This window comes from Oceanirhabdus seepicola (genome assembly GCF_023684385.1).
Taxonomy (GTDB): domain Bacteria; phylum Bacillota; class Clostridia; order Clostridiales; family Clostridiaceae; genus Oceanirhabdus; species Oceanirhabdus seepicola.
Map to the genome: position 1 here is coordinate 1,355,353 of NZ_JAGSOJ010000001.1, position 11,784 is coordinate 1,367,136.

Annotated in this window: 10 protein-coding genes; 2 read left to right on the forward strand and 8 right to left on the reverse strand. The window is 27.2% G+C overall.

Features of this window, described 5'->3' with window-relative positions; translation table 11 throughout:
- Positions 1-354 precede the first annotated feature (354 nt).
- The 7 genes from KDK92_RS05975 to KDK92_RS06005 form a co-directional block, all read right to left on the reverse strand.
- Entirely contained in the window at positions 355-2,181 is a 1,827-nt protein-coding gene (locus tag KDK92_RS05975) for a glycosyltransferase (RefSeq protein ID WP_250858282.1), read from the reverse strand.
- 450 nt (positions 2,182-2,631) lie between these two features.
- The gene (locus KDK92_RS05980; protein WP_250858283.1) at positions 2,632-4,650 is read right to left on the reverse strand and encodes a glycosyltransferase family 2 protein; all 2,019 of its coding nucleotides are present in this window, start codon (positions 4,648-4,650) and stop codon (positions 2,632-2,634) included.
- Positions 4,651-4,916: 266 nt separating this feature from the next.
- The gene (gene rfbC / locus KDK92_RS05985) at positions 4,917-5,483 is read right to left on the reverse strand and encodes a dTDP-4-dehydrorhamnose 3,5-epimerase (RefSeq protein ID WP_250858284.1); all 567 of its coding nucleotides are present in this window, start codon (positions 5,481-5,483) and stop codon (positions 4,917-4,919) included.
- Positions 5,484-5,534: 51 nt separating this feature from the next.
- On the reverse strand, positions 5,535-6,584 hold the full coding sequence (gene rfbB / locus KDK92_RS05990; RefSeq protein ID WP_250858285.1) for a dTDP-glucose 4,6-dehydratase: 1,050 nt from the start codon (positions 6,582-6,584) through the stop codon (positions 5,535-5,537).
- A 41-nt stretch (positions 6,585-6,625) separates the two neighbouring features.
- Positions 6,626-7,504 carry a dTDP-4-dehydrorhamnose reductase gene (gene rfbD / locus KDK92_RS05995; protein ID WP_250858286.1) on the reverse strand — a complete coding sequence of 293 codons (879 nt, stop codon included), beginning with the start codon at positions 7,502-7,504 and terminating at the stop codon, positions 6,626-6,628.
- Positions 7,505-7,509: 5 nt separating this feature from the next.
- The gene (locus KDK92_RS06000; protein ID WP_250858287.1) at positions 7,510-8,250 is read right to left on the reverse strand and encodes a sugar phosphate nucleotidyltransferase; all 741 of its coding nucleotides are present in this window, start codon (positions 8,248-8,250) and stop codon (positions 7,510-7,512) included.
- A 207-nt stretch (positions 8,251-8,457) separates the two neighbouring features.
- On the reverse strand, positions 8,458-9,741 hold the full coding sequence (locus KDK92_RS06005) for a glycosyltransferase (RefSeq protein ID WP_250858288.1): 1,284 nt from the start codon (positions 9,739-9,741) through the stop codon (positions 8,458-8,460).
- A 160-nt stretch (positions 9,742-9,901) separates the two neighbouring features.
- Here KDK92_RS06005 and KDK92_RS06010 point away from each other — a divergent pair, with 160 nt between their 5' ends.
- A complete protein-coding gene (locus tag KDK92_RS06010) occupies positions 9,902-10,690 on the forward strand; it encodes a hypothetical protein (protein ID WP_250858289.1) in 789 nt (262 codons plus the stop codon).
- 44 nt (positions 10,691-10,734) lie between these two features.
- Complete coding sequence (locus tag KDK92_RS06015; protein ID WP_250858290.1) at positions 10,735-11,136, forward strand: hypothetical protein; 402 nt, start codon at positions 10,735-10,737, stop codon at positions 11,134-11,136.
- Between the two features lie 115 nt (positions 11,137-11,251).
- Here the strand turns inward: KDK92_RS06015 and KDK92_RS06020 are convergent, their stop codons facing one another.
- Positions 11,252-11,701 carry a hypothetical protein gene (locus KDK92_RS06020; protein ID WP_250858291.1) on the reverse strand — a complete coding sequence of 150 codons (450 nt, stop codon included), beginning with the start codon at positions 11,699-11,701 and terminating at the stop codon, positions 11,252-11,254.
- Between the last annotated feature and the right edge of the window lie 83 nt (positions 11,702-11,784).

Here is an 11,784-nt window from a genome sequence, read left to right on the forward strand (position 1 = left end):
ATATCATCTAGAAAACTATGGTTTTAGACCACGCGATTGGAAAATAAATTTATTTATTTTGCTTCTTTGATAAGACGTCTAATAAATTGAGCGTTTCTTTTACATTAACCTCTTTAACGAAGTATTTTCAATACAAATTCTTACGCCTGCTATAGCTACAATATCAAAATCACAAAATTTATCAATTACGTGACTTCATAGCCTCAATAATTAATCTTTTACATACATGTAATCCATAAATCCCTCTCAGAAACTAAAACTTTTAGTTTCATTTAATCATCGCATTTTAATATATACTATTTAAATCTTCACTTGTTTCATAAATTAAAGTGATGTTTATTTTTTAGTTAATTCTCAATTTAAATTCATATCAAACTCACCCAGCACTCGTACTGTTCCATCTTGAGCATACACTGTTATTCTTAAATTTAATACTTTTTTCAAATTCTCATCAGGTATTTTAATAATTGTGTTAAATCCTGAAAATTCACTTTTTTCTTTATAATCACTGTATGCTTTACCTACATCTTTACGCCTAATATTAGTTGTTGCTCTATACTTTTGGTTATCAATTTTTATCTCAATGTAATCAATTTTCGAATTCTCACTAAAAGCCCATCCAGATATAAAAATAGATTTAGATTTAATAACCTCGCCTTTTACTGGAGCATCTAAACAACCAAATATACCAGATTTATAAATACATTTTTTAATATCCTTTAAACTTATTATTCTTTCCATTAAATAATATTTTGAGAAAACTTCTTTGTTAAATAAAATCAAATTTTTAGGATTACCAATTGCGTTACCTCCCCACTTCGAATAATGCCAATGCCAACCTTTCTTTACATTTTCAGGTTTTGCCCTTTCCTTTCTCTCTTTAATCATTTTCTTTTCAGCATGTAATTGTGATCTCATGGGATAATGTTTAATTAAAAAATTTATAGGAAATATTATCCTTGAAGCAAATTTCACTTCATGTCCAGCTTCATTTTTTAAATCGATATTTTCCCCAATATTTTTCCAGGCATTTATTCTTTTAGAGCCTGGAAATATAAAATATTTAAAATTTTTTTCAAAATCACCGCTAATAAAACTATTATCAATCGGTTTAAACTCGATAACACTATGATCTATTGCATTGTATCCCATTTTATCTACTAAATATATAGACTCTTTCAAATTTAAATTTTCCCATGGACCTTCTCTAATTTCATCTACATCATGATGTATAAACCAATTTGCCTTAATTTGTTTTGATAGAATCTCTTTTCTTTCCATCATTTTGTACAAATCATAATATTCCTTTGATTCATCCTTAGGAAATCTTTCAAACCCAATAATTTTTTTCTCTTTAAATAATTTGTTAATTATTTTAAAAGTAGAGTCAGTAGACCAATTATCAATAAGATATACATCTATTCCATTTTGTTTTAATTTAGCAATGGAATGGTATAATATATCTTCCTCATTATACGCTATAATAATTGCCACTACTCTAAATTTTTTTATATCATCCTCAATTGTTATTTTATTATTATTACCCAATATACACATTATATTTTCTCTCACATTGCTACATTTATTACCTAATCCTATAAACTGCAGATTGAAATTATAAAAATTTAAAACTTTTTTAAATTCATTTATTTCCCATATAGCTTCATTTGAACTAGATATTTCTCTATCCAAAGTAGTAATTAATCCAATTTGAGAATAATTCATAAATTCTCTAATATTACTCAATAAATATCCTTTATTTTTTATTTTTTCTATAGCATTACTACATATAATAATAGATTTTTGGAGTAACTCTTTAGATAAATTTATTTTATTGGGAAAATCCAATTCACATTTAATATAAAACATGTCATTATCTTCAATTAAATTTTCTACAATATTCAAATCTATTCCAATAATTTTGTATTTGTTTTTAAGCTTTAATAAACCATTTAAATTCATACATCCAACATCTATTATATACTCACATTTAAATTTTTGAGCTATATTATCTAATAGTTTAATATTATCTATTTGTTGTTCTTTTCGAATATATGGTTTAGATATAAGATTTTCTTTAGTTTCTATATCTATAAAATAATTTTGTCTATACAACTCACTTTCTTTTTCTTTATAACTTTTTTCTTCAGTAATATACAATTTATCATAGTTATCAAACATAATAACTTTACACTCCCTCTTAGTTTGTGCTTTTTCATATATTGTTAATATATGTAGAACACTTAAACACGGTGACCATTTAGCTATTGTGAAATAGTAGAATCATATGCAGTATCTTACTTATATATTTGAAATAATGTCTAATATTGATTTTAAAAATGCCATGATGTACTCAAACTTTATTACCGTGGGAGAGTCGTTCTAATGAATGTTTCTTAACTAAGATTAGAAACCTAAACGGTTAATAACTGTATGAGTTATTAACCGCTTACCTATAACAAAAAGTAATTTTAAGAAATCATCTGGTTTAGTTGTGTGTTTTGAATATATTCCCATACAAAATACAAGTTTACAGAATTTTTTTAGTCTTTTTTAGTTAAAAACCAATTCGCAATTATCTGATATTTTAACTCTATAGCTAATTCAGGACTTTAATAATCAGCCCCTATATTAATCAATTTCTCTTAAACTACAATCCCTTTTATTTAAAGTTAAGTTACAATTATAATAAGGATCCCCTTCATCTAAAATAGATTTCCATATTTTTCGAAACCTATTAACTTCTCTATTAAATCTTATCTGTTTTTCTATTGTATTTTCGATTCCTCTTGTTTTTGACTCATAATGGTAAAATTCTGCATATGGTGTCCAAACTATATTATAATCTTTCTTTCTTACTCTCAAACATAAATCCACATCATTAAAAGCTACTTCATAATTCTCATCAAATCCATTAACTTCTTCAAAAACCTTTCTTTTTATAAGCATAGCAGCCCCAGTGACAGCGCTAAAATTTTGACTCACTTTCAACTTCGCCGATTTCCCAACCGAATTTCTATCAAAGTGTTTATAAACATGTCCTGCTACTCCTCCAATTCCTAATATTACTCCTGCATGTTGTATTGTATCATCAGAGTAATATAATTTTGCCCCTACTATACCTACTTCTTTTCTTTCAATTATGCTGACCATTTCTTCAATTGCATCTTCACTGATGATTTCAGTATCATTATTAAGAAATAATATATATTCTCCATCACAATTTTTTGCACCAAAGTTATTAATTGCTGAATAATTAAATTCATTTTCCCAACATAATATCTTTATCTTATTATTTTTTGATATATTTTTATAATATTCAAATATTTCTTTCGATTCACTATTATTCTCTACTATTATTATTTCATAATTCCTATAAGAATTACGAAATATAGAATTTATGCACTTTTCTAAATCTTCTTTATGATCTTTATTTGCTATAACTATTGAAACTTTACTATACTTTAATATTTTATATTTAACTCTATATACACAAACTATTTGTTTATGCAATTCTACATTTGCATTAATATTCACTCTTAATAAATGTTCTTCTAATGCTCTTTTCCCCGCATCAATAGCATATTTTTTAGATCCAAGGGAATTTGCTGTTGATTGTTCATGAACTCTCCAATGATACAATACTTTAGGTATATGATATATTTCATTTGTGTTTTCTATGATTCTGAGAATAAAATCATAATCTTGTGCTCCGTCAAAGCTACTTCTGAACTTACCAACTTTTTTTAATAAATCATATTTAACTACACTAAAATGACATATATAATTATTACTCCTTAGTAAATCTATAGAAAAATCCGATTTAAAATATGGTTCATAAAACCACTTACCTTCTTCATCCACTTTATCTTCATCTGTATATATAAAATCTGGTTTATTTTGCTCATTAATAACCTTCACTATTTCATACAAACAATTAGGGGTTAATAAGTCATCGTGATCAAGAAACCCTATATATTCTCCTTTTACTAATGTTAATGCTTCATTTGTATTTCCTGAAATCATATAGTTTTTATCTAAATATTTTACTTTTATTCTTTTATCTTTTTTCTCATACTCCTTTAATACTTTTCTAGTAATTTCTAATGTACTATTTCCATCTGCTATACACAATTCCCATTTTGAATAAGATTGCTTTCTTAAGGATTCTATCATATCAATTAAAAAACTTTTTTTGGTATTATACGTTGGTACTACTATGCTAATAAGTGGATTATATTTAAACTGACATTTCTTTTGCTTTTCCAGTTCAGCTTTATTTGGTGTTTTTTTTAGAAACCATTCATTATACGTTACTTCCCTATTCTTATTTGAACGTAACCTTTCATCTGTAATTTTTGAAATATCTATATTATATCTCGCCTCATTCTTTTTATCTTTAAATCTCAATATAACATTTTTAAAATTTTCCCCTTTGAAATTAATTTCAAATCCACTGTAATTAGCTTGTTCATACCCTTGATGAACGTTACCCACATCTAACCTTAAAATTCTTTTTATCCCGTAATCATCTATTTCTTTTATAGATATTTCTACATCTTTTTGTATCGTTGAAAAAACCCAACCTACAACTTTTATTTTTCCCCCTGATGAATATAAGAAATCTATACAATACTTAATAGACATCATCTTAAGATCTCCTTTCTTTAGAATTTTTTTGTGTTTATTTAGTTCAACGTGATTCCATGATAAATTTTCTTTTCTTAGTCAAGTCTTTTTCTAAAATGTTATTATTAAACCCATTTTGCTCTTATCACAACATAATATTCCACATCAATATAAATGCTTATATATATTCATATATGAATATAAATTAAGAAAGAATAAAATTTTGTATAATTTCACTCTTTCACCACTAATAAAAAATCTTAAAAAAATAGCTTACACTAAAGTTTTTACTTTTTATCTATATTAACCTCTTTAAATTCACTAAAACTTCCCCAACTCTTATCTTTATCAGATAGAATAATTTCATCAACATTACTTATCGGCCAATCAATATTTATATCTTTATCACTCCAAATAATTCCCCCTTCATCCTCTGGGTGATAAAACTCTGTACATTTATACTCAAACTCAGCTTCTTCAGAAAGTACTAAAAATCCATGTGCAAATCCTTCTGGTATATAAAACTGCTTCTTATTTTTCTCAGTTAAGATAACACCATACCATTTACCATAAGTTTCTGAACCTTTTCTTAAGTCTACTGCTGCATCAAAAACTTCACCTTTTAGAACTCTTACTAATTTACCCTGTGGATATTTTTTTTGAAAATGAAGTCCTCTTAGCACTCCCTTTTGAGACTTTGACTGATTATCTTGAACAAATATCATCTCAAGCCCTGCTTCTTTAAATTGTTTATAATTATAAGTTTCCATAAAATACCCTCTATTGTCTTTAAACACTAAGGGCTCAATAATATATAACCCTTTAATGAAAGTTTCATTAAATTTAAAATTCACAGCTATACTCGCTCCTTAATAAGAATTGTTAGTATCATTAAATATATTGTTTTATTTGTACATATTTCTATAGTAATCTCTATATTCATCAGAGGTTACATGCTTAATCCACTCTTTATTATCTAAATACCACTCAACTGTTTTTTTAATACCTTCTTCAAATTCTATTTCAGGCTTCCACCCCAGCTCATCACTTATCTTTGTAGGGTCTATTGCATACCTTCTATCATGTCCTTTTCTATCTTTAACATATTTTATTAGTTCTTCAGTTATTGAATCATCAATGTTTTCATTTAAATAGTTTAGTATTGTTCTTACTATATAAATATTAGTTCTTTCATTATGACCACCAATATTATAAACTTGTCCTAACCGCCCCTTAGTAATAACCATATCAATTGCTCTACAATGATCATCAACATATAGCCAATCTCTAACATTTAATCCATCACCATAAATGGGTAATTCCTCTTTGTTTAAACAATTATTGATTATAAGAGGAATAAGTTTTTCTGGATGTTGATATGGACCATAATTATTTGAACATCTTGTTATATTCACTGGCATTTTAAAAGTATCATAATATGCCTTAACTATTAAATCAGCTGAAGCTTTACTTGCTGAGTAAGGACTATGAGGATTAATCGGTGTATTTTCAGTAAAATATTCTATCTCCCCTAAAGAACCATATACTTCATCCGTAGATATCTGTAAAAACTTTCTACCCGATTTAAATTCACCCTTTATTTCCCATGAATTTTTAGCTATATTTAATAAATTAACAGTTCCTAAAACATTAGTTTTTATAAACACCTCAGGTTCTCTAATACTTCTATCAACATGTGATTCTGCAGCAAAATTTACTACATAGTCAATATTGTTTTCTTTAAATATTTTACTAATCAACTCTTTATCACAAATATCTCCTTTTATAAATTTATAACTAGGATTATTTTCTACTTCTATAAGGTTTTCAAGATTTCCAGCGTAAGTTAGCTTATCTACATTAATTATCCTAATGTTTGAATATTTTTTTAGCATGAATATTATAAAATTCGAGCCTATGAACCCTGCTCCACCTGTAACTAAATAGGTTTTCATCTTAGACCTCCATTAAAATCTCTAACTTCTTCTCAGTATTATTACTTATAATTATGAATAAATTCAGCTAAAGCCTCTTCCCATTCCCTAGTCTCATCTCCAACAATACATCTTAACATCATATTATCTAGTGAAGAATTAGCTGGCCTTTTAGCAGCTCTTTTTATTTCATTTGATTTTATTGGCTTCACATGGCAATCCATTCCAGCATACTCAACTATTCTACATGCAAAATCATACCAGCTGCATTGCCCTTTTCCTGTACAGTGGTATATACCATATTCATCTGTTAATGCAATTTTTAAAATATGATATGCTAAATCCTCAGCATTAGTTGGATTCCCTTTTTGATCATCTACAACCTCAAGATACCTTTTTTCCTTAGCTGCTTTTATTATTGTCTTAACAAAGTTCTTACCATTATATCCATAAAGCCATGCTGTTCTTACAATAAAATATTTAGTACAAAACTGCTTAATGTACTCTTCTCCTAAATATTTTGTTTTTCCATAAATGCTAATTGGATTTGGTAAATCATACTCTCTTTGTGGAATAGAATATCTACCATCAAAAACATAATCTGTAGATACATGAATTAATTTTGCTCCTATCTCCTCACACACTATTGCTAAATTTCTCGCACCTAGTGCATTTACTTTAAAAGCTAAATCCTTATTAGATTCACAGCCATCTACATTTGTGTAAGCTGATGTATTAATTAATACATCAGGTTTAAAGTGTTGTAAAAGTTTTCTTACACGCTCTAATGAGGTTATATCTAATTCTTTTTTATCTGTACCTAATATTTCTGAATTTATATAAATATCATGGATTTTTCCTAATTCAGAAACGCCTTTATATAATATATCAAGAACTTGACTTCCTAGCTGGCCTTTATCTCCAGTAATCAATATTTTCATAAGTCTTACATCTCCCTAGTTAATATATCCTTGAAATCTATATCATTAACTATCCTATTTGCCTTCATCAATGAATTAACTGTTCCAGCATCAATCCACCATCCTTCAATAACATCATAGGTAAGAGAACCCTCGTTTATATACCAATTATTCACATCTGTAATTTCAAGTTCGCCTCTCTGGGATTTTTCCAACCGATTAATAGCCTTAAATACTCTATTGTCATACATATAAATTCCTGTAACGCATAGATTACTTTTGGGATAGTCTGGTTTTTCTTCTATTGAAATTATTTGCCCTTCTTTAACCTCAGCTATTCCATATCTACTAGGATCAATTACCTCTTTTAATAAAACTTTTGCTCCTCTTTCCTGATAATCAAATCTCTCTATATATTCACATATATTATCTTCAAATATATTATCTCCTAGTATAACAGTGCATTTATCCTCACCTACAAAATCTTCACATAATCCTAATGCCTCGGCAATCCCACCGGGTTTATCCTGTATTCTAAATGTTAAGTTTACTCCATATTCATATCCACTACCTAATAAATTCACTATATCTCCCATATGCTCTTTTCCTGAAATAATCATAATATCTTTTATATTAGCCTGTTTCATTTTAGCAATGGGATAAAATATCATTGGATATTTTCCTACTGGCAATAAATGTTTGTTAGTTACCTTTGTTAGAGGAAATAACCTTGAACCTGTTCCCCCTGCTAGAATCACACCTTTCATATTTATCACACCTTTTATCTTTAAAATTAGTTTATTTCTTATTAATCATGACCTCTTATTATTATCAATATTTTTCATTCTATATTCTCACTTTATTTCTTTAATATTACATAATATAATATGTATTTTTTAAAAAATTGTCACAAATATTAAGATAATTAGGCATATGAAAAACCCTGAATCCAATAAAATAATTATTTATTTGCTTCAGAGTTTTTTATTATTAAGTGTTTTATTATTAAGTGTTTTTTTATTAGAGCAATAACTAGAATTTATTCTAAAACATTTTTTATATACAATAATATACAATAATATATCAATATTATTTTTAAATATCTCATAAGATGTTTTTTTAAATACTGCCTTAGTATAATCTATCAAATTAAACATTCCTTCTTTATTTAGCTCTTTAGGTACTGTGACAATTACCTTTCCTTCATTCTTTAATAATTCCTTTATTCTTAAAAATATTTCTTTATAATCACTCATACACTTATTCGACTCAGTTATAATGACATAATCAAAAAAGTCTTTAGGATAATTTTTGATTTTTTCTAATGATCCAATACTTATATCTGCAAAATGACCTGTGTTTATTACTACTTTATGATTTTTCTCAATTCCAAAAAGATTTGCTGTTGGTATCTGGTTCTTTATATCAAGTAAAGTTGCTCCAGACCCACATCCTATATGCAAAACATTAAAACATTCCCTTTTTGATTTTATAATCATTGAAGTTATATCATTTCTTATGTCACCAAAACAACTAGTTTCTACTCCCCACTTGCTCTTAAACTTTTCCATATTAGTCGCCAGTAATTTACAATATTCTTTTCTCTCTTTTCCAAAAGTAACAGATCCATAATGATGTATAAATGTATCCTTACATAGCATTATTCTATAGCCTTCCATTCTAATTCTTAAGCAGTAATCATCATCTTCATAGTTACCTGGAGTAAAGTCTTCATCTAATAACCCCACTTTCTGAATAACTTCTTTTTTAATTAGCATGCAATAACCAATTAATTTTAACCTTTCTTCCCATTTTAAAAAACTACTAATATTAAATTTCTCAGCAAAATTAATCAATTCATCATAAGTGTCATATTGCTTAGGTATACTTTGAAAATTCGAACAACTATTGGTGACAGCACCAACAGCTCCTATATCATCTGAACTATATAAACACTTCATTAAATTTTCTAACCAGTTAGGTGTTACAATGACATCATTATTTAATAATAAAATATTATCCCCTTGTGCTACTCTAATTCCTTGATTACACCCTTTAGGAAAACCCAAGTTTTCTTTATTAAAAATAATTTTTATATCCTTTTGGTTATTAAGCCACTGAACAGTTCCATCTTCAGAATTATTGTCTACAATAATTATTTCATATGTATCTTTATCAGTATATTTTCTTATACTTTCTATACATTGTTTTGTATATTCCAATTTATTATAGGTTAATATTATCATACTTGTTTTCATATATTATCATCCTCAAATTTAGTAAATAGTATATTCTGATAATATACTATGAATCTACTAAGTAAATGTTAATGTATCATTAAATATTGTTCCTAATTTATATATAATCTCATAAAATATATTGATAGTTAACTTAAGACATATGAAGGGAGCGTAACTTATGAGAATAGTGTATCCACCTAATGGTAAGTTAGCAAATTACTTTTATCATAAAGAATATAATCAGAATGATGGAATAAAAATTGAAGTTCAAACTCCTTTAGAATTTTACTCTGGCATCCTCCACTTGAATGGTAAAACACTTCAAATACAAGGTCATGCTTCTTTTTGTTATAGTAAATATGCTACCCAACCAGAATTAGAAATTGAAAGAGTTACCCTTAGAAAAGGACCATTATTTACACAGGTAAATGTAGCAAAGCTTAAAGATCAAAATACACCTGAGGGAACAAAAATAGAAGTACTTGGAAGCAATATATCTTTAAAAGTAATAAATTTAAAAATAAAAAAAGATTCTTCAGATATATATATAAAAGTTGCAGGTATTGATGAAAATACTTTAGATGATATAGTTATTGAAGTTCCTGAGAAAATAATAACTCCCCCTTTAATTATTAAGCAAGAAACAAAATTTGTTATTACTGAAAGCTCTTCTTCAACTGAAATATATCCTGTTCTAGTAGATGTACCTAGACCGGAGATAAATGTTCAAATATTTAAAAATAGTAATACAACCAACTCTGACTATGGGGATTTAATTTATGAAAATACATTTTATAGCTTTGAAAATCCTACATCTTGGGCTGGTAACATCAATTTTCAATTTCTTGATACTCCTTCAGAGCAAGAATCATGTAAATACTCAGTAGTTGCAAAATGTAATAATGCTGATATCCCTGCACCTATAATAGTTAAATATGCGGCTTTTATTATTTCTCAAATCCAATAGATGAAATTTTTAGATGTACACATTCCAAATAAAAAGAGGTAAAAATGATGATTGTTCATAAATATAATACTAGTAATCTTGCTGACTTAGATGTCCATGCAATAGATTACGAATCAGATGGTATACCCATTAGTGATCTTGGGTCTTTATATCTTTATACAAAAAAATTAGGAAATAGAGTATTAATTCAGGGACAACTAGTCCTTCAATCTATCTCCCAACCTATTACATTAAACTTAAATTTATATAAAAATAATACTGATTCTTCACCATTAAATGTTATACAAGCTTCAATAAATACTACACCCACAGCCGTTAATTTATTAGCTTATGATATTTTATCTAGCAATTATTCAAGTAAAATTAAATATGTAATAACTTTCAGTCCAGATTCTGAAATCAATTTACTAGGCTATAATATTGCTTTTTTTAAGTATGTAAAATAAAAAGGCACGCTAAGCGCGCTCTAAAAGAAATGGATAATGTATAATGGAAAATGGTTTTCCATTATACATTATCAATTCTCCATTATGTTTTTTCTTTGCTTTCTTTCATTTTTTATTAATAGCTAGCAAATAGGTCCATCCCCCTAGTTGGAATTCTTGAACTCTCTTCAACATATATTCCTGCATCATTAAAATGTATAGAATCTATTCCATCAGCAGTAGCTACACCGGAATCTAAAAATGTATACCCTGGTATTAAAAAAGCTCCATATAGGGTAATATCAAAGACTGCAGTTGTATCTGGAGCTACGGTTTTAATTCTCCATATAGTTTGTCGCGTTTTTTTGTCATCTAAATTCCCCTCATTCACAAGATAATCTTCAACTGTAGTTTCATTATTTAGGATATTATTTTTTACTATAATATTATTTATTTCATTATGTGAAAAATTTGCTACTGTAATTCTAATAACCCACGTCTCTGCTTCATTTACCTTAATAGTTGTTTTACCCCTTATAATTTCTACTATTATGTTCAATCTTGTTTTTAAATTTGGAAACATCATACTCAGCACTTCCTACAATTAATTTTTTTTATATTAGGCGTATGAAAATAAATATGCCTTATTTGAATCACTCTCCATCCTCA

Bases quoted from the DNA above. Each gene is read 5' to 3' on its own strand.
- KDK92_RS05975 (WP_250858282.1), bottom strand. From the start codon at position 2,181: ATGTTTGATAACTATGATAAATTGTATATTACTGAAGAAAAAAGTTAT.
- KDK92_RS05980 (WP_250858283.1), bottom strand. From the start codon at position 4,650: ATGATGTCTATTAAGTATTGTATAGATTTCTTATATTCATCAGGGGGA.
- rfbB (WP_250858285.1), bottom strand. From the start codon at position 6,584: ATGAAAACCTATTTAGTTACAGGTGGAGCAGGGTTCATAGGCTCGAAT.
- rfbD (WP_250858286.1), bottom strand. From the start codon at position 7,504: ATGAAAATATTGATTACTGGAGATAAAGGCCAGCTAGGAAGTCAAGTT.
- KDK92_RS06000 (WP_250858287.1), bottom strand. From the start codon at position 8,250: ATGAAAGGTGTGATTCTAGCAGGGGGAACAGGTTCAAGGTTATTTCCT.
- KDK92_RS06005 (WP_250858288.1), bottom strand. From the start codon at position 9,741: ATGAAAACAAGTATGATAATATTAACCTATAATAAATTGGAATATACA.
- KDK92_RS06010 (WP_250858289.1), top strand. From the start codon at position 9,902: ATGAGAATAGTGTATCCACCTAATGGTAAGTTAGCAAATTACTTTTAT.
- KDK92_RS06015 (WP_250858290.1), top strand. From the start codon at position 10,735: ATGATGATTGTTCATAAATATAATACTAGTAATCTTGCTGACTTAGAT.
- KDK92_RS06020 (WP_250858291.1), bottom strand. From the start codon at position 11,701: ATGATGTTTCCAAATTTAAAAACAAGATTGAACATAATAGTAGAAATT.